Origin of the sequence: Emergencia timonensis, from assembly GCF_900086585.1 — a bacterium.
Lineage (GTDB): Bacteria > Bacillota > Clostridia > Peptostreptococcales > Anaerovoracaceae > Senimuribacter > Senimuribacter timonensis.
In genome coordinates this window covers 1476624-1503050 of record NZ_FLKM01000009.1, presented here as the reverse complement: position 1 = coordinate 1503050, position 26427 = coordinate 1476624, and the positions used below count along the sequence as shown (strand labels likewise).

At 44.6% G+C, this 26427-nt stretch carries 23 protein-coding genes; 2 read left to right on the top strand and 21 right to left on the bottom strand.

Features of this window, described 5'->3' with window-relative positions; all coding sequences use genetic code 11:
• Nucleotides 1-69: 69 nt before the first annotated feature.
• Both BN6539_RS22485 and BN6539_RS17975 read right to left on the bottom strand, forming a co-directional pair.
• The gene (locus BN6539_RS22485) at nt 70-276 is read right to left on the bottom strand and encodes a hypothetical protein (RefSeq protein ID WP_148484505.1); all 207 of its coding nucleotides are present in this window, start codon (nt 274-276) and stop codon (nt 70-72) included.
• Between the two features lie 333 nt (nt 277-609).
• Nucleotides 610-984, bottom strand: a complete 375-nt coding sequence (locus BN6539_RS17975) for a hypothetical protein (protein ID WP_067541543.1) — start codon at nt 982-984, stop codon at nt 610-612.
• A gap of 248 nt (nt 985-1232) precedes the next feature.
• Here BN6539_RS17975 and BN6539_RS22015 point away from each other — a divergent pair, with 248 nt between their 5' ends.
• Nucleotides 1233-1406: a PadR family transcriptional regulator gene (locus BN6539_RS22015; protein ID WP_082907602.1), complete on the top strand. Its 174-nt coding sequence runs from the start codon at nt 1233-1235 to the stop codon at nt 1404-1406.
• Between the two features lie 167 nt (nt 1407-1573).
• Nucleotides 1574-2113: a hypothetical protein gene (locus BN6539_RS17970; protein WP_082907601.1), complete on the top strand. Its 540-nt coding sequence runs from the start codon at nt 1574-1576 to the stop codon at nt 2111-2113.
• Between the two features lie 444 nt (nt 2114-2557).
• On the opposite strand, the gene BN6539_RS17965 is transcribed toward BN6539_RS17970, so the two are convergent.
• The 19 genes from BN6539_RS17965 to BN6539_RS17875 form a co-directional block, all read right to left on the bottom strand.
• A complete protein-coding gene (locus BN6539_RS17965) occupies nt 2558-3559 on the bottom strand; it encodes an NAD(P)H-dependent glycerol-3-phosphate dehydrogenase (RefSeq protein WP_147363146.1) in 1002 nt (333 codons plus the stop codon).
• Nucleotides 3560-3573: 14 nt separating this feature from the next.
• The gene (plsY, locus tag BN6539_RS17960) at nt 3574-4161 is read right to left on the bottom strand and encodes a glycerol-3-phosphate 1-O-acyltransferase PlsY (RefSeq protein WP_067541539.1); all 588 of its coding nucleotides are present in this window, start codon (nt 4159-4161) and stop codon (nt 3574-3576) included.
• A complete protein-coding gene (gene der / locus BN6539_RS17955) occupies nt 4161-5486 on the bottom strand; it encodes a ribosome biogenesis GTPase Der (protein ID WP_067541537.1) in 1326 nt (441 codons plus the stop codon). Before der ends, plsY begins: the two co-directional genes overlap by 1 nt.
• On the bottom strand, nt 5483-6379 hold the full coding sequence (gene ftsY / locus BN6539_RS17950) for a signal recognition particle-docking protein FtsY (protein WP_067541535.1): 897 nt from the start codon (nt 6377-6379) through the stop codon (nt 5483-5485). Before ftsY ends, der begins: the two co-directional genes overlap by 4 nt.
• Before the next feature lie 17 nt (nt 6380-6396).
• The gene (gene smc, locus BN6539_RS17945; RefSeq protein WP_067541533.1) at nt 6397-9945 is read right to left on the bottom strand and encodes a chromosome segregation protein SMC; all 3549 of its coding nucleotides are present in this window, start codon (nt 9943-9945) and stop codon (nt 6397-6399) included.
• Nucleotide 9946: 1 nt separating this feature from the next.
• On the bottom strand, nt 9947-10636 hold the full coding sequence (gene rnc / locus BN6539_RS17940) for a ribonuclease III (RefSeq protein WP_067541531.1): 690 nt from the start codon (nt 10634-10636) through the stop codon (nt 9947-9949).
• Nucleotides 10629-11642: a phosphate acyltransferase PlsX gene (plsX, locus tag BN6539_RS17935; RefSeq protein WP_067541529.1), complete on the bottom strand. Its 1014-nt coding sequence runs from the start codon at nt 11640-11642 to the stop codon at nt 10629-10631. Before plsX ends, rnc begins: the two co-directional genes overlap by 8 nt.
• Before the next feature lie 216 nt (nt 11643-11858).
• The gene (glyA, locus tag BN6539_RS17930; RefSeq protein ID WP_067541527.1) at nt 11859-13097 is read right to left on the bottom strand and encodes a serine hydroxymethyltransferase; all 1239 of its coding nucleotides are present in this window, start codon (nt 13095-13097) and stop codon (nt 11859-11861) included.
• Nucleotides 13098-13310: 213 nt separating this feature from the next.
• Complete coding sequence (locus tag BN6539_RS17925) at nt 13311-13952, bottom strand: single-stranded DNA-binding protein (protein WP_067541525.1); 642 nt, start codon at nt 13950-13952, stop codon at nt 13311-13313.
• Between the two features lie 124 nt (nt 13953-14076).
• Nucleotides 14077-14694, bottom strand: a complete 618-nt coding sequence (locus tag BN6539_RS17920) for a biosynthetic peptidoglycan transglycosylase (protein WP_067541523.1) — start codon at nt 14692-14694, stop codon at nt 14077-14079.
• A 316-nt stretch (nt 14695-15010) separates the two neighbouring features.
• Entirely contained in the window at nt 15011-15217 is a 207-nt protein-coding gene (locus tag BN6539_RS17915; RefSeq protein ID WP_067541521.1) for a hypothetical protein, read from the bottom strand.
• A 140-nt stretch (nt 15218-15357) separates the two neighbouring features.
• The gene (locus BN6539_RS17910; protein ID WP_067541519.1) at nt 15358-17103 is read right to left on the bottom strand and encodes an ATP-binding cassette domain-containing protein; all 1746 of its coding nucleotides are present in this window, start codon (nt 17101-17103) and stop codon (nt 15358-15360) included.
• Between the two features lie 102 nt (nt 17104-17205).
• Entirely contained in the window at nt 17206-19449 is a 2244-nt protein-coding gene (locus tag BN6539_RS17905) for a U32 family peptidase (protein ID WP_067541517.1), read from the bottom strand.
• A gap of 347 nt (nt 19450-19796) precedes the next feature.
• Complete coding sequence (locus BN6539_RS17900) at nt 19797-20270, bottom strand: threonine/serine exporter family protein (RefSeq protein ID WP_067541515.1); 474 nt, start codon at nt 20268-20270, stop codon at nt 19797-19799.
• Nucleotides 20267-21025: a threonine/serine exporter family protein gene (locus BN6539_RS17895; RefSeq protein ID WP_067541513.1), complete on the bottom strand. Its 759-nt coding sequence runs from the start codon at nt 21023-21025 to the stop codon at nt 20267-20269. Before BN6539_RS17895 ends, BN6539_RS17900 begins: the two co-directional genes overlap by 4 nt.
• A complete protein-coding gene (locus tag BN6539_RS17890) occupies nt 21025-21471 on the bottom strand; it encodes a GNAT family N-acetyltransferase (RefSeq protein ID WP_067541511.1) in 447 nt (148 codons plus the stop codon). The genes BN6539_RS17895 and BN6539_RS17890 overlap by 1 nt, the downstream gene beginning before the upstream one ends.
• A gap of 1 nt (nt 21472) precedes the next feature.
• Complete coding sequence (locus tag BN6539_RS17885) at nt 21473-22402, bottom strand: YegS/Rv2252/BmrU family lipid kinase (RefSeq protein ID WP_082907600.1); 930 nt, start codon at nt 22400-22402, stop codon at nt 21473-21475.
• Nucleotides 22395-23675 (bottom strand): bifunctional folylpolyglutamate synthase/dihydrofolate synthase, encoded by a 1281-nt coding sequence (locus BN6539_RS17880; protein WP_067541509.1) that lies wholly within the window; start codon nt 23673-23675, stop codon nt 22395-22397. Before BN6539_RS17880 ends, BN6539_RS17885 begins: the two co-directional genes overlap by 8 nt.
• 1 nt (nt 23676) lies before the next feature.
• Nucleotides 23677-26418 carry a valine--tRNA ligase gene (locus tag BN6539_RS17875; protein ID WP_067541507.1) on the bottom strand — a complete coding sequence of 914 codons (2742 nt, stop codon included), beginning with the start codon at nt 26416-26418 and terminating at the stop codon, nt 23677-23679.
• Nucleotides 26419-26427: the final 9 nt, after the last annotated feature.

Here is a 26427-nt window from a genome sequence, read left to right as displayed (position 1 = left end):
TTTAAATGCAGCTCTAGTGTTTAGAATATGGAGGCCTAACATAGCCAGTGGAAACCTGTATTTTACCAGTTAAACTTTTACGCTCTTCCAACTAACAAGATATTCTACAGAAGTTCTATGGTATGTACTGCTTACAGTATAACCTTCTGCACCGGAATATAAATCCAAATACGTTCCCCCAACGAGATCTCGTACAGGTAGTATCCAATGATCAGATCCAGTTATTACCCCATTACTTACTGCAGCAATCTCATTTTTCCCATTGATTTCTTCCATATCAGTGTCTGCATACGCTTAGATACAACCAACAAACGAGAAAACCAGACACATAGTTAAAATCATAATCTTTTGTCTTAGAGTCTTCATTTAAGTACTCTTGCAGCAACACTTTCAACTCCTATCAAGTTTCTCTTTTGAATCCAACTGCAAAGTGTATTATTTTTTAGCCGTCAATAATATGACACTCCAACGAATGAAGCTATAACAAATAAGTTATAGCTTATCTGTTTTATGGCCACGCAGTTTGTGAATAATACTTGCTCCATTGAGTTTCTTTTAATTAAATTTCATTTTAAACATTCTGTCCTCACTTTCTTCTTTCTAAAATTACTAGTCTCCCTTACCTCTATTAGCTAAATTTAATTCACCAATTTTGGTTATACCGTCATTTTTATAAACTGGTATTGCCGAAAGTTTTTTCATATATACAATAGCCTCTTCTGGGTTATTAGGCTGTGTTATGTAGTAATCACTTTTCCTTACATAACCCTTTTTCCCATTATCTGCAATTATTTCTATGAGATCAGGATTTTTTAAAAAACCGGATCCATCAATCATTTCAGCTGCTTTTCCATAGCTTTCACCCACCTGGTTTTTTTCATAACATAAAAAAGAGTAAATCGTTGGTGTTGCAATAAGGGATATTATTACTAAGATTAAAGAAAAGCAAAACAGGATAACTTTTTTATTTAAGCGATGTTCCATCTTTTCACCTCTTTCTTTAGAACACAATGAATCTCTGAATTTGTAAATTCGTTAATTCATTATTCTATGCTGATATATATAATTATTTGCGCATACGCATCCCTCCCGCTTTAACTATTTGCAATTTTCTTATTTTTCTATATTTTATACCACCTATTTATCTTTGTCAAAATGTATTAAGTTTTTCATAGTATTATTTTTTCAGAATTTATGTGATATATTTCATATATAAAATTTAGGGGGCGAAAATGGCAAGAGGCCGAAGTAATTTCAAAATGGGGACAGTAGAGATGATTGTCCTGTTTCTTCTACAAAAACAAGACCTGTACGGATATCAGTTGACCACCCTGATAAAAAAGCAATCCAACGGTAATGTCATCGTAACAGAGAGCACGCTGTACCCTACCCTGTACAAGCTGTAAGAAATTCGCCTTCTGTTACCGGTTTATGGAAAGGAAGAACGGGTATTCCTCAGGGATTTAAAAGCATCCATAACGGAATATATCGAGCTGAACCTGGGCTGTACCTGGAAGATGTAATCAGCCACTTTGAAGAACCAAAAGATGCCGTATACAATTACATAATATCTTTGGATCAGCCACAATTATGCAAAAGGATTTCGCTGCGCAAAACCATCACAAAAGCAATTATCATCATTACCGTTGTGGTCGTAGTTGTGCTATCCGTTAAGACCTATTTTTATTATGACCTTTACAAAGAAGCACAAAATTCCATTATGACTCATGAAACCATTATATTCATATTAGCTGCCGTGCTGATTTTAGCGATACAGCCCGTATATGCATCTGATGCTGTCATCACTGTAGAATATCTTGATGACGGCAGCCGCTATGTCACCATCATCGAGGATGTACCGACAGATACTATACAGACATTCTCCACCACGACAAAGACCAAGAGCAAAACTGCTTATTACGAATCTTCATCAGGTGAACAGTTGTGGTACGTGAGGGTTACCGGCACCTTCACATATGGCAGCGGTACTGCAAAGTGTACTGCTTCAACTCCATCAGCTCAAGCAATTGGCAGCACAGGGAAAGTCTCTAACATCAGCGGCAGCAAGTCCGGCAATGCGGCCAGTGCAACCGCCACTGGCAAGCAATATTAAGATGGGAAAGTCTTTGACACATTAATCAAAACCGTCACTCTGGCCTGTAGCCCAACAGGGGTATTCTCTTAACTACATATTTGCGCAGCGACCCGGGACGCCGAAAGCGTTCCGTTATCAATATGCAAAAGAACACCAGAAACGGCGCAAAGCATTGTTTTTTCGATGCCTGGCGCCGTTTCTGCGCTGATTCAGGAGATAGGTTCACCGTTTTTCATAGAAAAACAGGAATTGTAGACAGTATCTTTACCATCAAAAAGTCAAGACTGCAAATTCATCTCTCATATTTTTACTAATTTGGATGATGCAGTAATCATCTTTTGTTTCAGATCGTCCCCGGCAACATAAAAACGGCGCTACTATATCTAAAATTAGAGGTTTGCGCCGTTTCGACCGATTCAACTGGATTTTGAAGGCAACGCCTTCATCAGCTAAAAATCCATATTAGTTTATATGTTTCTCGTTCTTCTTATCTCTTCCCATCAACATATCTACAGCGTCCTTTGCGGAAATTCGCTCGTTGATGCACTCGTAGATGCACTCGGTAATCGGCATTTCCACGCCGACACGTTTAGCCAGTTCATAAGCGGCTTCTGCCGTAAACATGCCTTCCACTACCATGCCCACCTTCTCAACCGCTTCGCTCGGTTTAATGCCTTCACCGATCATGATGCCGCAGCGCCTGTTTCTGGAATGCATACTGGTGCAAGTCACGATTAAATCCCCAATTCCAGTCAGTCCGGAGAAGGTAGCGATATCAGCGCCCAGCTTAACGCCCAGTCTGCACATCTCTGTGATGCCGCGAGTCATCAAAGCAGCCTTCGCATTGTCGCCAAAACCAATACCATCGGAGATTCCTGCGCCCAAGGCTATGATGTTTTTCAATGCACCGCCCAGCTCTACGCCGCAAACGTCATCATTGGTGTAGACTCTGAATCGGTCCGTCATAAAGATATCCTGTATATACTCTGCCAGTTCCATGTCTTTAGAAGCGACGGCAACAGTCGTCGGCAGGGCTTTTCCCACTTCTTCTGCGTGGGACGGGCCGGAAAGTACTACGTACTTCACATCCGGTTTGAGTGCATAAGCGATTTCTGACAGGCGCATCAAAGTGCCCTGCTCAATGCCCTTGGCCACATTGACGACTACCATATCGTCTGTAAGATAAGGCAGTGCGCCCTCAAAAGCACTTCTGAAGTGTTGTGCCGGTGCGGAAAAAAGCGCCACGTCTGCGCCTTCTAAGGCTTCCTGTGCGCTATCTACCATATGTAGATTGTCACAGAATTTAATACCTGGCAGATATCTGACATTCTCACGATTTGTACGCATTTCTGCAAGGTGCTCTGCATTGACATCACAAATTTTGACGTTGTGACCTTTGTTGCTCAGTGTGATCGCAAGTGCTGTTCCCCAGCTGCCTGCACCGATAACTCCTATTGTCTTCATAATTATTTGCCTTTCTATTTTTTCAAACTCAATTTATGTTCTTCACCTTTGACGATACGCTTGATATTGCTCCTATGAGCATACAGCATAATCAAAGCCATGACAATACCGAACCAGAAAAAGTCTCTTTCTAGGAAGTAGCTGATTACTGGAAAGCTGACGGCAGCAATTACCGATCCCATAGAAACCATTCTCGTAATCAGTACAGTCAATGCGACGATTCCCAGAGCCAATAAGGCGAGCTGCCAATTGATTCCCAGAACGGTACCAAATGCAACAGCGACACCCTTTCCGCCCTTAAACTTAAAGAGCAGAGGCCAAATATGACCGATAAATGCTGCCAGGGCACAGAACATAGCCGCCTGCGAGCCCGAGAGCCAGTAACCAATCTGAACAGCAGCAAACCCTTTGCTGATATCGATAATCAGGGTGATGACAGCCGCTTTTTTCCCTAGCACCCGCAGCGCATTGGTCGTCCCCGCGTTGCCGCTGCCCTCTTTCTTAATGTCAACTCCCTTGGCTCTGCCGAGGAGAATAGAGGGGGAAATATTTCCAAGGAAATAGGCGATGATGATAACTAAAACGAACCAAAACCTTTCCATTACTGTACTTTCTCTCCTTTTTCTCTGAATACGAATTTAATCGAAGTCCCCTCAAAACCAAAACCCTCTCTGATCTTGTTTTCCAGATATCTGGCGTAAGAAAAATGCATCAAATCTCTTTTATTGATCTGGAAAGAGAACAATGGAGGTTTTACCCCGATTTGCGCCACGTAATAAATTTTCAGACGTTTGCCTTTATCAGACGGCGGTTGCTTCATCATGGTGGCGTCAGTAATCAGGCTGTTCAATTGCCCTGTCGGTACTCTCATAGCGCGTTTCTCAGCCACATATTTTGTCATCTTGATGACATCGAAGACTCTTTGCTTGTCTTTGACAGAAATGAACACCGATGGAGCGTAGGACATAAACTGTAATTCCGCCTCGATTTCCCGCTTGAAATCCCTCATGGTATTGGTTTCTTTCGCTATCAGATCCCATTTGTTTACAACAACCACGATTCCTTTGCCCGCTTCGTGAGCAACGCCAGCGATCTTCTTGTCCTGATCCGTGATGCCTTCTTCTGCGTCGATCATCAAAAGGCACACGTCGCAACGCTCGATGGCAGCAATCGCCCTGATGACACTGTATCGTTCGATATCCTCATTGACCTTACTCTTCCTTCGGATTCCTGCAGTATCGATCAAAATATATTCGTCTCCGCCCCATGCAAAAGGCGAATCGATAGAGTCGCGGGTCGTTCCTGCGATTGGCGATACGATGACCCTGTTTTCTCCCAGCAAAACGTTAATCAGAGATGATTTTCCCACATTGGGTTTACCGATGACAGCGACCTTGATTGAATCCTCCTCATCATCCCCTGCTCCGTCTGGAAAGCTTTCCACGATTTCGTCGAGAACGTCACCGAAATTCAGCATATTTGCCGCTGAAATCGCAATAGGCTCTCCGATACCCAGCTCGTAAAAATCATAGAAGTCCGCAGGAAGATTTCTGGGGTTATCAATCTTGTTCACAAGAAGAATCACCTTCTTACCGGTTCTGCGAAGCATGTTGCCCACTTCCTGATCGGCATGGGTCATGCCGTCTCTTCCGTCTACCATAAATAGAATTACGTCAGCCATATCCATGGCGATCTGTGCCTGCTCTCTCATCTGAGAAAGTATCACGTCTTCACTGTCAGGCTCAATTCCGCCTGTATCAATCAGTGCAAAGTAGATACCGTTCCACTCTGCTTCTGCATAGATTCTGTCTCTTGTAACGCCTGGGGTGTCTTCGACAATAGAAACCCTTCTGCCGACCACCTTATTAAAAAATGTAGATTTTCCTACATTCGGTCTGCCGACTACGGCTACGATAGGTTTACTCACTCAAAAATACCTCCTGCAAATTCTAACGGAACGAACTCTTTCAAATCGTCCATTTTTTCTCCCACTCCAATGTATTTGATCGGCATATCAAATTCGTCGGCAATGGTGATAGCGATGCCGCCTTTGGCGGTTCCATCAAGTTTTGTAAGGACCACCCCTGTGATTTCCGCAACATCATTAAACTCCTGGGCTTGTGAAACTGCGTTTTTGCCTGTGGTGGCGTCCAATACCAGCAGCGTTTCTCTGGCCGCCTCTGGAAATTCTCTGGAGATGACTTTGTTCATCTTCTCCAATTCATTCATGAGGTTTTTCTTCGTCTGCAGTCTGCCGGCTGTGTCACAGATGAGCACATCCATATTTCTCGCTTTTGCAGACTGAATCGCATCGAAAATGACTGCCGATGGATCAGCTCCTTCCTGATGTTTGATGGTGTTGACACCGATACGGTTTCCCCAGATTTCCAGCTGTTCCCCTGCGGCCGCCCTGAAAGTGTCTGCGGCTGCAAGGAGTACTGTCTTTCCTTCCTGTCTCAGCTTATGGCCAATCTTCGCAATGGAGGTCGTCTTGCCGCCTCCGTTGATGCCGATCATCAAAATGACCAACGGCGTATCCTGACAAAGCTGGTTTCGCTCGCCTTTATCCATCAGCTTGGCGATAACTTTCGCCAGTGCTTCCTTCACATTGGCAGGATTGGTAATATAATTGTCTTTGATATAGGTTCGCAGATCCTCCATAATCTTCATGGTCGTATCCATGCCGATATCAGAAGTAATCAAAATCTCTTCCAGTTCGTCCATCAGATCTTCGTCAATCTCAGGTCTGCCCATGATGGCATCGCCAATTCGTTCAGATAACTTTCCGAAAAAGCCTTTCTTCTCTTTAAATAGTGCCATGTTCTATTCCTCTCATTCTATAAATCAAAATCGTCTCCCAGCCGCAGACTGAGCACCTTTGAAACTCCTCGTTCTGCCATGGTCACGCCATAAAGGACATCGGCATGCTCCATAGTAGCCTTCTGGTGAGTCACCAGTGCGAATTGAATGCCATCAAACTTGCGCAAGTAGTTTGCAAACCTATCGATATTGGCGTCGTCCAGCGCTGCCTCTACCTCATCGAGAATGCAGAACGGTGTCGGTTTCGTCTTTAAGACGGCAAACATCAGAGCAATGGCTGTCATAGTCTTTTCGCCGCCGCTCATCAAGTTGATGTTCTGCAGCTTCTTGCCCGGCGGCTGCGCGATGATGTCGATACCTGACTCCAATGGGTTGTTCTCATCCTCCATGCGCAGTTCCGCATGACCGCCGCCAAATAGCTCGTGAAAGATGACTTCAAAATTCTCTACTATCTGATCAAAGTTTTCTTTAAACTTTGTCTTGATGGTCGCATCCATATCGCTGATGATGGTCTGCAGTTCCTCCATGGCCGTCAGAATATCGTCTCTCTGCTCTGTTAAAAATCGGTACCTTTCACTGACAGACTCGTACTCTTTGATAGAACCTACATTGACCTCACCCAATTCTCTGATTCGATTCCTGATGTCACGACTTTCTTTCACTGACGCGGACATGATGAAATCCTCTTTTTTCAGATCCAGCGCTTGGGCATAAGAAATCTCAAAATCCTCCCACAGCCTTTCCTTGTGCGTATCCAGCTGCGTTTCATTCTTCGCTAATTTAATTTCTAATTGATACTTCTGATCTTGAAAAGAATTTAAATTTGCGCCCGCAGTCTCCTGTTCTTTTGTTATGACGCTGATGCGTTCGTTCAGTTTTCCTCTCTCAGAAGTCACTTCCTCGATATAGCTTTCCGTGGATTTCTTTTCTTCCATCAGTTGTTTTGTATCTTTTTCGCTGTCGCCGCTGCCAAAGAGAATTTGATTCTTCTCTTCATCTAACCTGCACAGCTGTCTCTTTTTCTCCTCAATCTGAAATTGATAATCATCGGCAGCTTCCTCAATTCTGGATAAAAGATTCTCTACATTGGCCTTTTTGCTCTCCCAGTCGTTGACGGCGATTCTCGTCTTGGTAATTTCCTCGCTGGCACAATCGACTGTTTCTTTCATGATTTCATAACCATTCATCGCTTCTTCCAGCGCAGCATTGGTCTTTTCTATAGCCTGTTCCGCATTTAGAATGTCCTTTTTGAAGGCTGCAATCATGTTGTCTGCATCTGCCATTTCTTTGTCAATAGATAAAAGCTCACGATCATATTTTCTGCTGCTGAACTGAATATCATTTAACGTGTCTCTCAGCGCCGAGATTGTGCTGTCCAAGGCCGCAAGCGCAATTTCCTTTTGGCGTTTTCCTGCCTCCAAAGTAAGCTTTGCATCTCGGATTTCTTCTAATCTGGCAGCCGCATCCTTTGATTGGACAGAAGCTGCACTTACCTGCCGCCGCAGGTCTTCAATTTCTTCTTCTAACTTTGAAATCTCACTTTTTCGCTCCAGAAGATTCGCCGTCTTATTCTTGTATTTACCGCCAGTGATTGCCCCGCTGGCGTTGATAATTTCTCCATCCAAGGTGACGAATCGAATCCCAGTTCCCGCCATCTTTGACAGTTTGATAGCCGTATCCATGTTATCCACTACAGCAACTCTGCCTAAAAGGTAAGTGAAGATACTGCGATAACGGGAATCAAAGCTGACACAATCCACGGCCAGACCTCTATATCCGCGATCGGCAGAAATCTGGCTGTCGACCTTCACCGAACTGCCCTTTACAGAGGATACTGGCAGAAAAGTCAATCTGCCTGCCCGATTTTCTTTTAGGGCGTTTACTGCAAGTTTGGCATTTTGGTCAGAATCGCAGATGATATTCTGCATCTGCCCGCCTAAAGCAGTTTCAATTGCAGCTTCAAAACCGCTGGGAACTTCCATCAATTCGGCGACTACGCCTTCAATACCGGGAATACCTGACCTCATTATGTATTTTACGGCATAGTTATATCCTTCGTAATTATTCTCCATCTCTTCGATGGTTTTTTTCCTGGAAGTTTTCTGCCCCCCCTGCAGTTTTAAATCTTCTAACGTGAGACGCAATTCTTTCTGTTGGTCAGACAAGTCTTTCTGTTCCTTGTCCAAAGCTGACAATTGCTCTGTCAAATCCTGCAAATCAGAGAGAAGCTGTTTCTGCTCTTCCTCGCTGCTTGACAGCATCTTTTCGTTATCTGCGCTGTTTTTTTCCGCACCTGCAGAGTCTTCTGCCAATTGTGCCTTTCTTTTGGTCAGAGTCTCTTTGATACTCTCATAGCTTTTGACTTCGCTGTTCTTTGAGGATATCTGGTTGTGAAGCTGGAACAGCTTTTCTCTGCCGCTGTCAATGGCTTCCGCAGTCTCCGAAGCTTGTTTGGTTATTTCGCTATGTTGATGTATTTTTTCCTGCAGCTCCTCAGATGCGGCAGTATGTTTGCTGAGAATCTCGCTTTTTGACTTTTTCAGTTCCTCCTTGTTGAGGGTTTCTTTATCGAGTTTATCCCTCAAGGTTTGGGCCTCAGCCTGTAGTCTGCTGCTATCCTTTTCTATGCTGGAAAGCCGCTCTTCGTTAAGCTGGTTCTGATTGGTCAAGGTGTTGATTTTTTCTACGATTTCCAGGAGCTTGTCCCTGGCTTCATTTCCCAGACGCTCCAGGTTTTCATTTTTCTCTCTGGCGGCTGCTACTTCCTCATCGACACTTTTCTTTGAAGCTGTAATGGAAGTGATTTCTTTCTCCAGCTCCGCAATATCGTTTTTGAACGCTTCATTTCTCTGGTTGATGTTTTCTATATTCTTCAGCGTAATATTGATTTCTAAATCTCTGTACCGTTCCTTCAGTTCCAGATATTCTTTTGCTTTTGTGCTGTCCTCTCGCAGTCCATCGATTCGCCCTTCAATTTCAGCGATAATGTCGCTGACCCTCTCCAGGTTGTTACTGGTGGAGCCCAGCTTTCTTTCTGCCTCTGCCTTTTTACTTTTATACATGACAACGCCGGCAGCTTCTTCGAAGATTTCTCTTCTGCTCTCCGGCTTGTTGCTTACGATATCTGAAATTTTTCCTTGTCCGATTAGGGAATATCCATCTACTCCAATACCGGTATCCATAATCAGTTCCCTGATGTCCCGAAGCCTGCACTGATGATTGTTAATCAAGTATTCGCTTTCGCCGGAGCGATACATTCTCCTGGTGATGGCCACTTCATTGTAATCGATATCCAGAATTCCCGTTGAGTTATCAATTACTAAAGTCACTTCGGCCATACCGCGAGATTTCCTGTCAGCAGTACCCGCGAAGATGACCTCTTCCATCTTGCCGCCGCGAAGTGCCTTTGGGCTCTGTTCCCCAAGCACCCAACGGATAGCATCACTGATGTTGCTCTTACCGCTTCCATTAGGACCGACAATACAGGTGACGCCTTCGTGGAATTCTATGACTACAGGCTCTGCAAAGGACTTGAATCCGTGCATCTCCAGTCTTTTAAAATACATGCTATCTAATTCCTCCCTCTAGGGTTGCTCTCGCTGCGTTTTGTTCGGCTTCTTTTTTACTTTTTCCGCGCCCGCTGCCCAAGGTTTTACCATTACATACGAGATGCACGTAAAAAGTCTTGTCATGGTCCGGTCCTTCCTCCTTATCCAAGTGGTAGGAAATAGAGGTTTTCTGCCCTCTCTTCTGCAAAGCCTCCTGCACCTGGGTTTTATAATCGGTAAATAATTTTCCGGCCAGTGCGTCAATTACAGTAGCCTCAAATTCTCTCGAAACAAAACGGGCAGCTTCGTCATACCCGCCATCAAGGTAAATAGCCCCGATGACAGCCTCTACTGCGTCTGCCAGGATGGATTCTCGATGTCTGCCGCCAGAATGCTCCTCGCCTTTCCCCATGTTCAGATATTCTCCAATTCTGAGTTTTTGAGCCACCGTAGCCAGTGACTTTTCACATACGATGAGCGCTCTGGTCTTTGTCAATTTGCCCTCATCTACTTTTTCCAAACGCTTATAAAGCTCAACACTGATAATTGCATCAAAAAATGCGTCACCTAGAAATTCCAGCCGTTCGTTATTGTCTCTCGTTTCCACTGCATGTTCCCTGCAAAATGAACTGTGAGTAAGAGCCTTGTCCAACAAAGCTTTATTTTTGAAAGTGTAGTCTATTACTTTTTCAAATTCACCGTTATTCACTGATTAAAATCTCCTCAATTTCTAAAACTGAATTTTGTATGGTATCAACGACGTTTCCTTCAACATACGGAATCGCTTTGATAATCGTCTGCTTGACTGCCAGTGCGTCGGAAGATCCGTGCATCTTGAGCATGGCGCCCTTCACTCCCAAAAGCGGCGCACCGCCGTACTCTGCATAGTTGAATTCTTTTTTTATTCCAGAAAGCTGGTCTTTCAGAAGCATGGCGCCCAGCTTTGATTTGGTATTAGAGAGAAATCTTCTCTTCATCTCTCTGAGGACCATCAGCCCCATGCCTTCTGTCAGCTTGATAATCGCATTGCCTGTAAATCCGTCTGTTACGATCACGTCGCAGGCTCCATTAGGAAGTTCCCTCGCCTCAACGCTGCCGATAAAATTCAGGTCGCTTTTATCGATCAGTTCATAGGCCGCCTTGGTCAGGGTCGTGCCTTTTCCTTCTTCTGTACCGTTATTGACAAGTCCTACGGACGGGTTCTCTCTGCCGATCACCTTCTCCATATATATACTGCCCATTGTAGCAAATTCAAACAGATTATTTGGTTTACATTCTGCATTGGCTCCCGTATCTACCAGAATAGACGGTTCCTTTCCGATGACAGGATAAACCGTAGCCAAGGTCGGCCTGTCGATACCCTGTATTCTTCCCAGAATAAAGAGTCCGCCAGCTAAAAGCGCGCCTGTACTGCCCGCCGAAAGAAATACGTCCGCTTCGCCTTTTTTGACCATGCTCAGGCCTTTGACGATAGAAGATTCTTTCTTAGTCCGTACAGCCTTTACCGGCGCTTCATCATTGCTGATAACCTCTTCGGCTGCGATAACTGTAATCTGGCTGCCATGATAGCCATGTTTTTCTATGCTCTTTGTTATGATATCCTCTTTTCCGATAATCATGATATCATCTTTTATTTCTTTAGCCGCCGCAATGGCGCCTGCAACAATCTCATCAGGGGCGTTGTCTCCGCCCATACCATCTATTAAAATTTTCATGTATATCCTCCAATGGATTTCGTCGTATAATAAAGTTGTCCCAAGACTTGTTCGGGTTATATTTTGCCATATTCATCGTGCTTATACACAGTTATTTTAACATAATTCCCCAGCATATGCAATTATCATAGACGATTCTCTTTTTCGACAAATTATCATATTGAGATTCAAAAGAGCTGTCTCACGAGAGACAGCTCTATCCTAGTCTATTTCACTTTATTTTAACATTTCCTTTATGACGGCATCGACTTTATGTGCTACTTCTCTGAAGTCCTCTTCTTTGTAGCCTCTGGTAGTCATCGGCGCTGTTCCGATTCTGACGCCGCTAGTTTCTTTTGGAGAACGAGTTTCATTAGGGACACAGTTCTTATTCAACGTAATCCCGGCATCGTCCAGCCCGTCCTGTAAGTCCTTCCCACTAAACGGGAATTCCGTTAAATCAAGCAGGAATACGTGATTGTCTGTTCCTCCAGTCACAACCTTGTATCCCAATTTGATAAACTCATCACAGAAAGCCTTGCAGTTGACAACGACCTGATGTGCGTATTCTTTGTATTCTGGCCGTAACGCCTCTTCTGCACAAATCGCTTTTCCGGCGATGATATGCTCCAATGGACCGCCCTGCGCATACGGGAATACTGCACTGTCAATTTTCTTTGCCAGCTCAGTTCTTCCGAAAATCAAACCGCCTCTCGGTCCTCTCAGTGTCTTGTGGGTTGTCGTCGTTACAATATCTGCATATCCAAATGGAGATGGATGCTCGTTACCAGCTACCAATCCAGCAATATGCGCCATGTCTACCATGAAATAAGCGCCCACTTCTTTCGCAATTTCTGCAAATGCTGCAAAATCTATTATTCTGGAGTAAGCGCTGGCGCCCGTCAGAATCAGCTGCGGTTTGCATTCGTGCGCTTTTTTTCTGACGTCCTCCATATCTATATAGCCTCTTTCATCCACATCGTAGAAAACCATGTCATAGAGTTTGCCGCTGAAATTTACTGATGAACCGTGGGTCAGATGTCCGCCATTATCCAAACTCAGTGACAAAATCGTGTCTCCTGGCTTTAAAATTGCTTTGTATGCTGCAAAGTTTGCTTGTGAACCGCTGTGCGGCTGTACATTGACATGATAATCCGTATCAAATACTTCTTTCCATTTGGTACAACAGTATTCTTCCAGTTCGTCGACGTATTTCGTGCCGCCGTAATATCTGCTGGTATTTCCTGATGTCCTTACATAAGGATAGCCTTCAGCGTATTTCCAGGACAAACAGCTTCCACAAGCTGCAAGCACCGCCTCAGAACAATAGTTCTCAGAAGCAATCAATTCGATGTTGTCTTTTTGTCTGTTATATTCTTTCTCAATCAGTTCACCTACAACTGGTGAAGCCTGTTTGATAAACTTGTAATTTTCCACATTGTATGTGCTGTTATCTGTAGCATCTTTGTTAAACATTTATCCACTTCCTTTACAGTTCGTAATTAGGTTTATTATACCACGTGCATTCCGCTAGAAATAGAATCAAACGTCATGATTCAATGGTTCCTACCTTGCGGCAACGTATTGCTACGCAATTCTCCTACGCTCGCGCTGCTCGCTTCGCTGTCCGTTTTGCCTAGCCGACTAAAGTCGGGGCAAAAAGGCAACGCCGTAAGATTAACGGAATCATTATACCATATCCGTTGTAAAGGTTTCAAGCGCTAATATGGAAACTTCATATGCGGTTTTGATTAAAACGTCTCCATCTTCGCATTTTTTCTTATATTGCCTGCTCTGCAGTCTGCCGTGAATGGCAATTCTATCTCCCACATCAAGGGTACTGGAATAGATTGCGTTTCTTCCCCAGGCGATACAAGGTATGTAGTCCGATTTATTATACATGCGGTTGACGGCCAACATCAGATCACATATCTTTCGGCCAAGTGGTGAAGTTCTCTGCAACGGCTTCTTACATAAAAATCCTTCCAAATAGATTTCGTTTATCGCCTCATCCTCTGGATCTGCCTCCGTAATATCTCTGGCAAATATAACGATATTGAGTTTGTTATGTCCTTCTACGTCCTCGTTATAAGTTCTGATTTGCCCTTCTATGTTTACATATTCGCCCAGCTCTATATTCATAGTACTCAAAATCCGCTCCGACGCCATGACAATAATTTGATCCTCATAGCCGCTGTTACGCAAAACGCCTATTTCAAACGTGTAAAAAACCTCTCCATATGTCCTATGGCTGAATTTCAGGCCATCTATTATTTCCCCGCAAACATGGGCTACATTTGTACTGGTATTGCTGTCTTCTAAATTTATCATATTTTCCCTCCCAGAAACTCGCATTACTACATTCTATTCTAAGATGGGGAAAGTATGACATTCTGCCTAAAGAAGCAATTGATTTGCCTGGCAAAATTTATGACCTGCAGTCAGGCTTATCAGTTTAAGCCGCTTCTCGCTCATTGGGATTATATAGGTTTGGACACTTGATCGTTATGACCAGGCTGTCGGCCTGCGCTTTGGACATATTGTCCGGCACCGCTCCATAATAATGGTTTGCAGCCTCTTTGATGCCATAACAGTTTTCACCAAAGTAGATGCAGTTCAGGTACATTTCCAAAATTTCATCTTTCGTATAATCCTTTTCTAAATGGAAAGCGACAAAGACCTCGGCCACCTTTCTCTCAAAGTTTTTGTCGAAGTCAAAGTACATGTTTTTCGCCAGCTGCTGGGTGATGGTGCTGCCTCCTTCTACAAAGCTGCCCGCCAGGAGGTCGTTTTTGATCGCTCTTACGATGGCAAGGGGGTCGATGCCAAAGTGGAACCGAAAGCGCTTGTCCTCTGACTTGATAATTTCATCCTTAAAATAATCCGAAATGTCGTCAAGATCTACATAGTTGACGCTGCGTTTGATTTCTGCAACCTTCTCTGCGATGGTCGTTTCCTTGATTGCTGCCTTGTAGAGCTTGTATCCTTTGTATACTGTTGGAGCCGTAACAATGGCGCCGATCAACATGGTAATTAAAACAGTCATAGCAAAACCTTTAAACAATCTTCTCATCGAAAACACCCCTTTCCTTTTGATACTACCATTGTATCTTTTGGAAAGGGGCGCTGCCATAGCTTTGACTTACAGGGCGCTTACAGTTTTGTAAGATTCCTTTCGCACTTTTTACGGCTTTTCAACCGGCAATACGAGCGAAAGGTAATCAGCAGGAAAATGATATATGGCGATATCGGAGAATAAAGGTTCTTTTTGGTTTTTGAAAATCTTTCTGTAACATTGCTAAACTGATACAGCACAGAAGGAATGCTATAGCTGAAACAATCATTTTCCACAGTCTGATTGGGTTTGGTGCAATCATTAAATTCTCATTTCATTTTTTATAAACATCATCCTTCTTTTTTCTGTATTCATTAATAGTAATTGCTGCAATAAAAACAGCACTTGCAATGAGCCATGAATCATAATCTACAGCCGTGAAACTCCCATATTTATAAAACGAATATACGCATATGCATAGTATAAATGCCAAATACATTAAAATGTATTTCAATACTGCGGACTTCATAATCTTTTTCATACTTACACCTCATTTCAGATCAGACTAAATAAGCTATAATAAACCTAATATATCCCTCAATCCCTGTCGTTCACGGAATATTGATGATACCGGCGCACACAGCAACCGGTTTTCTTAGGGATAATCCAACACTTGTCATATTAAAGCTGAGCAGGGCTAGTTTCCTCTAACTGTCTGCACAGCCTTTCTACTGCAGCAAAATCATTTCTTTTGAAAGCTCTCGTGATATCAGCTTCCAACTCCTGCTTTTTCTTATCTGTTTCTAAATACTTCTGGTCAAAGTATCTGTCATATACCATTTTACGAAATTTCCTGGTTTGCATACGCCTGATGGTATTATCTTCCACGAGAAGGACATAATCCGCGCAATTGGCTACCAGGTAAAAATCATGGCTGACCATCAGCACAGTCCCCCTGTACTCTGCAATTGCTCTTTCTAAAGCAATCTGCGCGTAAATGTCCAGATGGCTGGTCGGTTCGTCAAGAATCAAAAGTTCTGCATCGGAAGCTGCAATGATTGCAATCTGCAGTAGGTTCTGCTCTCCTCCCGATAGCTGGCCCGCCTTCTGGTCTATTAGATCCTCTGCAAGACAATACTTTTTAAGACATGCTTTGATGCTTTCCCTTGTATCGAAGCCGGCGTCCTGCATAACTTCATATACTGTTTTGGCTTCGTCTATATTGACTCCCTGAAGCTGAGAAAGACAAATGTAACGCGTATCCTCATCGATATGGATTGACGGATGATTGTTTTCAAGAATGTCATTGATCAAAGTGGTCTTCCCCGTACCGTTTGCCCCGACGATGGCCGCTTTTTCTCCTGCTAGAAGCTGAAAATTGACATTTTCTAATAAGCTTTTATCAAAGATTACCTTGTAGTCTGTAAGGCTCAAAACAGTTTTTTCCCCTTCGGGCAAAACTGCCGGAAGGGCAATTTCCGGCTCGCGCATCTCAATAAAAGGCGCTTTGATCTGCCTTGCAATCAGACGGTCCAGCTGGGACTGCTTTGCATTTACAGACTGCCCGATAACAGGATTCACCTTTTCAGTCGCCCTTTTGCGTAAAATATCAACCATTTCCTGGGTGCGGGCAATTTCATCCTGCTCTTCAAGATTCTGCAGTTTCAGTTTTAGTTTTTCCTTTAGCAGTGAACAGCGATACTGGGTATAGCTGCCATCGTATTCCTGAACATCGCCGTTTTCCAGATGCAAAATCTTATTAAAGCAGTGGTTCAGCAGATATCTGTTGTGCGTTACCACCAGGATTGTCCCCTTATAGCCGTTCATCATCTGGCAAAGGCTGTTTAAATTCCCAAAATCCAAAAACACATCGGGTTCATCTAAAATCAGAAGATTTGGAGCCAGCAGCATTTCTCTCATAATCTGCAGCAGTTTATACTCACCGCCGCTGATCTGGTAAAGCTTCATTTTTTCTAAATCGCCCATTCCTGCCACATTCAGCTGTTTTCGAATATTGCTATCGTAATGATCGCCATCCATTGCCTCATGGATATCCATAAGGGTTTGGTATGTTTCAAGCGCCGCTTCCATATCATTGGAGCCATCTGCCATTTTATCACAAACTGCCGCGATTCTTTGCTGATTTTCCAAGAACTTCTCGCTGAGATACTCATACACTGTACGTTCCTGAGCTTTATCCCTTACGCTAAACTGGCTGGCATAACCTATTCTGCAGCTTTCATCTTTCATAATTTTGCCATCGTACAGGTATTGATCGGTGTTGATGAGCATGTCCACAAGCGTTGATTTACCGCTGCCGTTGCTTCCGATAAGGGCGCAGTGCTGTCCCACTTCCAGTGTGAATGAAACATCTTTATACAAATCTTTTGTCGGAAAACCAAAAGAAAGTTTTTCTACTCGAATCATTTTTTGCCTCCTAATGGTCCTGCCTCAAAACTTGTTTTGACTAGGCAGACCTTATGCTTTAACTCCCCAAATCTTTGATTTAGTCGGAGTTTGTCGTATATTCTATATAATTTTCTGATTAAAATGTCCTCTTGTATCAGTTTCCTGATTAAAAAGAGTTCTATCTAATACCCCGCTTAATTTTCCGATGGCATCGCTGGACACTTTGAAGACTTCCTCTGCAGATTCGATGGTAAAGTTCAGTCTGAAACTTTCAATTCCTTCCAATAACGGCACTTCATCCAGAAGGTTCAATATTTTGCCGTTAAGAATCGTAGTCGTACAATCGTCATGAGAAATAACAGGAAATTTTCCATATTCATCTTCTATTTGGTAGGATTTTGTTTTACAAATACCACACTGATCTAGTTTCTTCAGCGGGCAATATTTTGTAAACATCAAAGGTGCGCGGCCATAAACAATCATCTCCAGGGCCGGATAGCCCTCGTTCTCCTTATAATAGGCGTCAATCAGTTCTCGGATTTGTGTTTTGTTTAATTCATAGGACAATGTCACCCTTTTGGCGCCTAAGCGGTGCAGCTCATAGCAACTGACTGAATTGACGACATTGAAGGAATAGTCGGTAACAAAAGGATTGGTTTGTCTGTATTGATAGACTCCGCCATAGCCTCCAATCAAAAGTTCTCCCTCTTTTTCCTCATAGGAATTCTGATTTCTTCTGATGATGTTGTCAAAATACACTTCTTTGATTCCAGCACGCAGGCAAGCATCGTATTGCTCCTTTGTCGTTACCGTGGCCGTAAGGTAAGGTTGTTTGGGAATAAAGGCGATTTTTTCCTTCGGCTCTGCCTCTTTCGTCCTCTTTTTCTGATTGCAAAGCTTTGATGCATATAAGTTCTGCACGATTTCTCTTCGCGCGCTATTCAGTAATTTTGCCGGAATGAATGCATGATATTCTTCAAAATCCACGCTGCCCAAGGTGAAGATTGTGTCGTTTAGCCTTGATAACTGCTTTACAACCTGATCTTTTGTGGTGGGATGATTCATCGCCTCACCCAGGGTTTCGTCACTCTCATACAAATAATGACAGCCCAATCCTTCGGCATCTATGACCAGATGAGAATTAGGATAAGCGTACACTTTGAGGTCCAGATCAAAACGCTTGAATTCTTTATCCAGTCCAGATTCCAGCTCTTTGTAGTATAGGTAATCTTTCGTCTTATATACGATGTCGCCCATTGAAAGCTGCTCTTTAATTTTGATGTAGCAGACATGATCTGCCTTGTTAATCAAGTTCCCCTCTCTGTCATACAGTTTTACGACGGATAGGTTAACATCCTCGTTATCGTGGTCAATTCTGATCATATCATTCTGGTTCAAAACCCTGCTGAGGGTTATCTCGTACATACCCTTGTAGGATTTTGTGATTTTACCGATTTCGTAGCCGAAATTGTTAGGTTTCTGAATGTTGGTAATGTCTTTGACATCTTCATGGAACAGATAGCCTTTGGTATAGGTTCTGTTAAAGGTTTTGTTTAGATTCTCCTTGTCTTCTGCGCTGGCTTTGCCATCTAATGCCAGTCTATATTTTGATACAACATTGGCGACATAAGCCGGTTCCTTCATTCGTCCTTCTATCTTCAGCGAATCGATTTCTTTCAGATCGTCTATATAGTCAATGGTATTCAAATCCTTTGTCGATAAAATATAACTTTTTCCCAAGGAATTGCCTGTGGTTCTGTCTATCAGTTCGTAGGGTTTACGGCAGGAACCCACGCATCTTCCACGATTACCGCTGCGATAGCCTATCAGTCCGGACATGATACAGTTACCGGAATAGGACACGCATAAAGCCCCGTGAACAAAGATTTCCAAAGGAATTTTAGCAATTTTTTTAATTTCTTTTACTTTTTCAATTGGGGTCTCACGAGCTAAAACGACTCTCTTGGCCTGAAGCTCCTTGAATAGCAACGTTCCTTCCAGATCGTCGATTCCCATCTGGGTTGAACAGTGAACCTCCATATCGGCAAAATTTCTGACCATATAATCAAAGACGGCAAGGTCCTGTACGATAACGCCATCGACACCTATTTCGTTCAGCTTCGCAAGCTGCTTTCTCATGTCTTCAAGCTCGTCTTCAAATACGATCGTGTTCATGGTTACATAAATCTTAACATTTCTGAGATGTGCGTATGCAGTCGCCTCTTTTAAGCTTTCCAAATCAAAGTTGGCAGAATAGGCGCGGGCGCCAAATTTCTGCATACCTAAATAAACTGCGTCTGCACCATTTGAGACTGCAGCCTTCAAGGCTTCTATATTACCGGCCGGAGCTAATAGTTCTGTCATATTTTCTTGTATGATGTTTATAGATATAAAACATCATAACTTCCTTTCCTTTTATATCAACGCTTCCTTACGGCAACGCCGTAAAATCTTTGCGTTCATTATACCATGTGCATTCCTTTGAAAATAAAATCATAGCACATGATTCAATAGTTCCTTCCTTGCGGCAACGCCGTTGGATCGTGGAACTATTATACCATGAATATACATTTGAAAACACAATCGCAATTTATGATTCAATGAACGCTTCCTTGCAGCGAAGCTGTAAAATCTTTGCGTTCATTATACCATAATGATTCAAAAATTCAAAAGACAAATCGGCGTGAACAGAGGCCGGTTTGCCTTCATTATTAATTCGTATTCTCTTTTGCTTTGGCAGCGAGGCGTTTTTGCCTTTTCCCATATAAAAACCTGTTGACGTATTTGTTCACCACCGCTACAAAGACGAAGCCCAGTGAAATCGCCAGAGCGATGATGATAGCAGCCGTGCCGTTTTCTACGAACATGGCGTCGTCTTCGCTGACCAGGCCGAACATGGTATAATACAGCCTGCCGCCAGGTATCAGCGGTACAGCAGCCGCTGTCAGAAAAATGGTCGCCGGCGCTTTGTTGACCCTGGCCATCAGCTCGGCATAAATCGCTACATAGACCGCCGCAATCAGATTGGCAATAAAATCGCTCTGCAGCTCGGCAAAGACCATCAAATAGATAAACCATGTGACCAGTCCCCCGATACCGGCGTATAGAACCTGTCTGCCTTTGATCTTGAGAATCAGGGCAAAGCCCAGGGAACCCAGGAAGGCTGATGCAAGTTGAACAATCATAGCACACCTCCCAGAACGATAATGGTAAAGGCAAAACCGCAGGCGATAGCAGCAGCCACCAGAATCGAGTTGACCAGGCGCAAAAGACCGGAGGCGATGTCTCCAATCAGCATATCTCGGATGGCGTTGGTCATGGCGATGCCAGGAATCAGCAACATGATACCGCCGATCATGATCTTGTCAGAGTGGTCGCCAAGACCGATCTGTACAAGCAGCAGCGCCGTAATACCGGCGACGACGGAAACCACAAAGTTATACACAATCTGGTTTTTCTCCCTTGATGCCAGAAATAACTCCATCAAAACAATTACGACACCGTCGATGGAGGCGGCGATGCAGTCCAGCCAGCTTCCGCCGAAGAAAACTGTAAACCCGCCGGAAACCAGAATCGCGCCGATGAACTTCAGTGCGATATGCTGTTTAGGGCGATTCATGACCTCGTCAAACTTCTGCCGCATGGCATCCGGTTCCGGCAGATTGGCGCAGACATAACGGCTGAGATCATTGAGATAATCCAGCCGGTCAAAGTTGGCATCGTAGCGGACGATACGCCGTATGTGCGTGAGGATTCTGCCGTCAGGCGCTTCCATGGTGACCTGTATATTGGAAGTAATGATGAAGACATTGATCCTGTCAGCACCATAGCTTTCACACATGCGGTAAATGCTGTCCTCCACACGGTTCACCTCTGCACCGCAGACCACCATCTCCTCACCGATATCAAGAATTCCTTGCAAAACTCTGTCAAAATCCATTATGCAATCTCCAGCTTCATCACCTCAGGATGGCAGCTCACCTGATACTGCGGGCAATACTTGCATTCAAAAAAGTTGGGCGCAGTGTCAGGGTCTACGGCAACAAAGCCGTTCTTCTTAAAGAATCCCGGCGCTCTGGCCACCAGATAGAGTTCTTTACCACCCAGCTCTTTCACCTGCTCTATCACCTTTTTCAGCAGAATCTCACCGACTTTGCTTTTCCGGTACATCTTGTCTACGGCGATGCCGTCGATGATGTAGCGTCCCTCTCGTTTTGCCAGAACCACGCCGCCGACTAAAAAGTCCTCCTCGCCGTGAGTCACCTTGTAACATTTCACGATGTCGGTATCCACCTCTTCATCACCGTCAAATTCCAGTTCATTTTCTACGAAAAATTTAACCAGTCTTTCATATTCATCTGTTTCTTTCATGATTAAACGCATCATTTTATATCTCTTCCCCCATATTATCTTCTAAAGTACAGATCTTCAATCTGTTATGTAATACATTAAATTCTAATGGGAACTTCTCACCGTGTTCGCCGTCAATGTCCGTCGGCAGATCGCTGTCAGCCTCGATCTTTAATTTGCTGGTCTGAAAATGGAGGACCTTCTTGCTGGAAGGATGGTTGCCCTGCAGAATTTTCATAAACACGCCCGGCATTTCCAATAAGGTCATATTTCTAAACAACATGACATCCAGCAATCCGTCGTTGATTTCTGAATCTGGTGAAATCTTCTTGAACCCCCCTGCAGATTTTCCGTTCATGACCACCATGAAGTACATCTTCTCTTTATAGACTTTTTCCGGCGTTGTCAAAGTCACTTTGATCGGCTTTAGATTCGGTACTTCAGAAAGTCCCTTCAGATAATATGCCAAAACGCCGATTGTATTCTTAAGTGTGGGGTCAGTCTTCTGGCTGACGTCGACGACTTGCCCGATGGCAGCTACGTTGATAAAGAAACGGTCGTTGACCTTGCCCACGTCGGCATATGTATAATTGTTCCCCAAAGCAATGTCCAGCATTCTGTCTATCTCGTTAGGAATGTTGAAATAGTAGGCAAAGTCGTTGGCAGTTCCAGCTGGCATAATGGCCAGTGGAAGATAGATATCGTTTCTGATCATGGCATTGACACAGATATTGATGGTGCCGTCCCCGCCAGCAGCGATAATCTGCCGATATTCCTCCCTATAGGTCTCCTTATCTAAATCGGCCAGATAGTCATAAATAGCGTGGCCGTGAGCCGCTCTGATTGGTATGACCTGATACCCCTCATTTTGGTATCGGCCGATGATATTGTCCAAGTTATTCTTGAACATCCCACTCCCGGAGCTCGGGTTATAGAATAAAATCACTTTCTTCACGTTCTTACTCATGTAGGTACCCCCTAATCTCTCCAATTAAATATAGTGATCCTGCAAAGAGAAGCAGGTCATAATCCTCATATCGCTGTTTTCCATATTCTGCCGCATCTTTTGGTGATTCTATTATAATACAATTCCCGCCCTTTGCGGTAATCATTTTTGCAAGTTGGGCTGCCGCAAGCTTTCTCGGATTTTCCGGCTCTGTGACGACAAAATCATTTGTGATAGCGAGAAAATTGTCTAATACCTCATCTACATCTTTGTCCTGCAATATTCCCACAGTCATCAAAATCTTTTTCCCCTCAAAGTGACGGTTAACCGCCTCCCGCAGTGCATTTGATCCATCCGGGTTATGGGCGCCGTCGATAATGACAAAAGGATCTCTCTTCAATATTTCAAAACGACCTATCTGTTTTGCCCACCTAAACCCCTGTTTGATGGCCTCCATCGTTACTGTGATGCTTCCCTGTTCATTGAGCAGTGCGATTGTATAAAGAGCTGCCAGGGCATTCTGAATCTGATGTTTTCCCAACATGGAAATCTCTATATCATATTTTTTCCCCAGAATTTCTGTTTCAAAACGATAGCCTGCTAAAGTTTGTTCTGTTATTTCATAGGAAAGCTGCTGCACGTCATAGAAAGGAGCATCCAGTTCTTCTGCCCTCCTGATAAATACCTCTTTGGCTTCCGCTCTGTCAGTTGCAGAAATTACAGGGCATCCCGCTTTGATGATGCCTGCTTTTTCAAAGGCGATTTCGGGGATGGTTTCCCCGAGACGGTCGGTGTGATCCAGGGATATAGAAGCAATGACGCAGGCAAGTGGATGCTTTACCACGTTGGTGGAATCCCCCCTGCCGCCAAGGCCGACTTCCAGAACCACATAGTCCGCTTTCTGCTCTTTAAAGTAAAGAAAGGCGATTGCTGTCACCACCTCAAACTCTGTCGGCGACTCCTCTCCTTCTTTTACCATTTCTTCAGCCTTGGCGAGAACAATTTCACTGCATCGATTCAGGTCCTCGTCGGAAATATAGGCGCCGTCAAACTCGATTCGTTCATTGAACACTTCGATATATGGGGAAGTATAGAGGCCGGTCTGATAACCGGCCGCCTGTAATACTTCGTAAACATATCTGCAGATGGAACCTTTGCCGTTGGTGCCTGCCACGTGAATGACCTTGAGTTCGTCCTGGGGGTTTCCCAGCTTCTCCAAAAGAACATTCATCCGTTCTAATCCCAGGACACTGCCGAATCGCAAAAATTCGTGTATCTTGTTAATTGCATCCATCTTATTTGTTCACTTTCTTTGCTACCATTTCCAGTCTGGCTTCTACCTTCGCCAGCATATCCTCGTACTTGGCCTGCTTTTCTTTTTCCTCATTGACCACCTTTTCCGGCGCTTTGGCCAGGAATCCCTGGTTGGAAAGCTTGCCGGCAACTCTCTTTACTTCGCCTTCCAGCTTCTTCTTTTCTTTGGTCAGTCTGTCGAATTCGGCGTTAAAGTCAACCAGATCATCCAGCGGAATGAAGATTTCGATTCCCTCGATGACGGCGGACATGACCTCTTCCGGCACTTCGGCTTTGTCAGTGACGAACTTGATGTCTGTGATGTTCGCCAGATCTTTGATATATCTCTCGCCGCTCTTGATGGTATCAAGTTTCTCACCTTCTGCATAGATGACGGCGGTCAGTTTCTTGCTTGGTACCGCTTCTGCCTCTGCCCGAATATTTCTGATGGCGCGAATGGCTTCCATGGCTGTTTCCAGTCTCTCTTCTTCCGCAGCAAAGCGTCTCGCCTCTGAAACTTCCGGCCACTTGGCCTTGATCAGATAGCAGTTCGGATTGTCTTCTCTCTCGCAGTCGGAATGCGGCAGGAAGGACCAAATTTCTTCTGTGATGAATGGCATGAACGGGTGCAGCATTTCCAGCATGTTTTTGAGAACCATGACGAGGACGAACCTTACGACTTTCTTGTCTTCTTCATCGTCACCCCAGAGTCTCTTCTTGACCAGTTCGATATACCAATCGCAGTATTCATTCCAGATCAGCTCATAAACCTTCTGGCCAGCCAGGGCGAGGTCATATTTTTCCAGTGCATTTGTAACATATTCTACCGCATCGTTAACTCTGCTGATGATCCACTTGTCCTCGTCACGCAGGGCGATATTGCTGAAGTTGGTCGTATCTCCGCAAGCCATGCCGCAGCAGTCACCGCAGCATTTTGCTAATTCTTTGAAGTTGCCATCTTCGTCCTGCAGGTTCATGATGACAAAGCGGGATGCATTCCAAAGCTTGTTGGCAAAGTTTCTGGATGATTCCAGCTTGTCTTCTTTGAATCTCATGTCGTTGCCCGGCGTGATACCAGTGGTCAGCATGAAACGCAGTGCGTCGGCGCCGAATTGGTCGATAACCTCCAGCGGGTCGATGCCGTTGCCTAAGGACTTGCTCATCTTGCGGCCTTCTGCATCCCTTACGAGCCCGTGGACATAGACGTGGTGGAACGGCGGCATATCCATGGCCTCGCAGCCAGAGAATACCATGCGGACAACCCAGAAGAAGATGATGTCGTAACCCGTTACCAGTACATCAGTCGGGTAGAAGTATTCCAGGTCTTTTGTCTTATCTGGCCAGCCCAAGGTTGAGAACGGCCACAGGGCGGATGAGAACCAGGTGTCGAGGACGTCCTCGTCCTGTTTCAGATCTGTCGAGCCGCACTTCGGACATTTGCTCGGATCTTCTTCGCTGACGATCAGCTCACCGCACTCCTGACAGTACCAGGCCGGGATTCTGTGTCCCCACCAGAGCTGACGGGAAATGCACCAGTCTCTGATCTCTTCTAACCAGTGCAGATAGGTTTTTTCAAATCTCTCCGGAACATGCTGCAATTGGCCTGATTTTGCCGCTTCGATAGCCGGCTTTGCCAGATCTTCCATTTTGACGAACCACTGATCGGAAAGCATCGGCTCGATGACGGTATGGCATCTGTAACACTCGCCTACAGGGATGACCTTTTCTTCTGTCTTAACCAGGTAGCCAGCCTCGTCCAAATCCTTGACCCACTGTTTTCTGCACGCGTAGCGGTCCATTCCCTCGTACTTGCCCGCTAAGTCATTCATAGTCGCATCCAGGTTGATGCAGGATGGACTTTCCAGGCCTGCGCGCTGTCCCACCTCGAAGTCGTTAGGGTCATGTGCCGGTGTAATTTTAACGGCGCCAGTACCCTTTTCTGGGTCTGGATATGGGTCTGCAATGATCGGAATCTCTTTTCCTACCAGCGGCAGGATGACTTTCTTTCCGACCATATCTTTATATCTCTCATCATCAGGGTGAACGGCGATAGCCACGTCGCCGAACATGGTTTCCGGTCTCGAAGTGGCGACGATCATATCCTCTGCGCCTTCTTCTGCCGCCGGATAACGGAAGTACCAGTAGAGGCCGTTCTTGTCTTCGTGTTCTACCTCTGCGTCAGACAAAGATGTACCGCACTGCGGGCACCAGTTGATCAGCCTGTTTCCTCTGTAGATGAGTCCTTTGTTATATAATTGTACGAAGAAATGTCTGACGGCTTTATTGCAGCCTTCGTCCATGGTAAAGCGCTCTCTGCTCCAGTCGCAGGAATCTCCCAGTTTGCGGCACTGTCTGGTGATTCTGCCGCCGTACTCGTCTTTCCAAGCCCAGGCGCGGTTCAGGAACTCCTCTCTGCCCAGGTCTTCCTTTTCCTTGCCCTCTTCTTCTCTGATTTTCTCTACGACCTTGACCTCTGTGGCAATGCTGGCGTGATCCGACCCCGGCAGCCACAGCGCACTGTATCCTTGCATTCTCTTCCATCTGGTCAGAACATCCTGCAGGGTCTGATCCAAAGCGTGTCCCATGTGGAGCTGCCCTGTAATATTTGGCGGCGGCATGACGATGGTGAAGGGCTTCTTGTCAGGGTTTACCTCTGCCTTAAACGCGCCGTTCTCTTCCCACATCTGATATATTCTGTCTTCAAAATCCTTTGGGTTATAAGTCTTTGCTAAATTTTTCTCCATGTTACTTCC

Coding starts and splice junctions, on each gene's coding strand:
- ftsY (WP_067541535.1), bottom strand. CDS start 6,379: ATGGCACTATTTAAAGAGAAGAAAGGCTTTTTCGGAAAGTTATCTGAA.
- BN6539_RS17910 (WP_067541519.1), bottom strand. CDS start 17,103: ATGATTCGAGTAGAAAAACTTTCTTTTGGTTTTCCGACAAAAGATTTG.
- BN6539_RS22015 (WP_082907602.1), top strand. CDS start 1,233: ATGGCAAGAGGCCGAAGTAATTTCAAAATGGGGACAGTAGAGATGATT.
- BN6539_RS17965 (WP_147363146.1), bottom strand. CDS start 3,559: ATGAAGACAATAGGAGTTATCGGTGCAGGCAGCTGGGGAACAGCACTT.
- BN6539_RS17885 (WP_082907600.1), bottom strand. CDS start 22,402: ATGAGTAAGAACGTGAAGAAAGTGATTTTATTCTATAACCCGAGCTCC.
- plsY (WP_067541539.1), bottom strand. CDS start 4,161: ATGGAAAGGTTTTGGTTCGTTTTAGTTATCATCATCGCCTATTTCCTT.
- BN6539_RS17925 (WP_067541525.1), bottom strand. CDS start 13,952: ATGATAAATTTAGAAGACAGCAATACCAGTACAAATGTAGCCCATGTT.
- BN6539_RS17975 (WP_067541543.1), bottom strand. CDS start 984: ATGGAACATCGCTTAAATAAAAAAGTTATCCTGTTTTGCTTTTCTTTA.
- smc (WP_067541533.1), bottom strand. CDS start 9,945: ATGTATTTTAAAAGACTGGAGATGCACGGATTCAAGTCCTTTGCAGAG.
- BN6539_RS17895 (WP_067541513.1), bottom strand. CDS start 21,025: ATGGATTTTGACAGAGTTTTGCAAGGAATTCTTGATATCGGTGAGGAG.
- BN6539_RS17915 (WP_067541521.1), bottom strand. CDS start 15,217: ATGAAAAAGATTATGAAGTCCGCAGTATTGAAATACATTTTAATGTAT.
- plsX (WP_067541529.1), bottom strand. CDS start 11,642: ATGAAAATTTTAATAGATGGTATGGGCGGAGACAACGCCCCTGATGAG.
- BN6539_RS17905 (WP_067541517.1), bottom strand. CDS start 19,449: ATGACAGAACTATTAGCTCCGGCCGGTAATATAGAAGCCTTGAAGGCT.
- BN6539_RS17875 (WP_067541507.1), bottom strand. CDS start 26,418: ATGGAGAAAAATTTAGCAAAGACTTATAACCCAAAGGATTTTGAAGAC.
- BN6539_RS17880 (WP_067541509.1), bottom strand. CDS start 23,675: ATGGATGCAATTAACAAGATACACGAATTTTTGCGATTCGGCAGTGTC.
- BN6539_RS17920 (WP_067541523.1), bottom strand. CDS start 14,694: ATGAGAAGATTGTTTAAAGGTTTTGCTATGACTGTTTTAATTACCATG.
- glyA (WP_067541527.1), bottom strand. CDS start 13,097: ATGTTTAACAAAGATGCTACAGATAACAGCACATACAATGTGGAAAAT.
- BN6539_RS17890 (WP_067541511.1), bottom strand. CDS start 21,471: ATGATGCGTTTAATCATGAAAGAAACAGATGAATATGAAAGACTGGTT.
- BN6539_RS17900 (WP_067541515.1), bottom strand. CDS start 20,270: ATGATTGTTCAACTTGCATCAGCCTTCCTGGGTTCCCTGGGCTTTGCC.
- BN6539_RS22485 (WP_148484505.1), bottom strand. CDS start 276: ATGGAAGAAATCAATGGGAAAAATGAGATTGCTGCAGTAAGTAATGGG.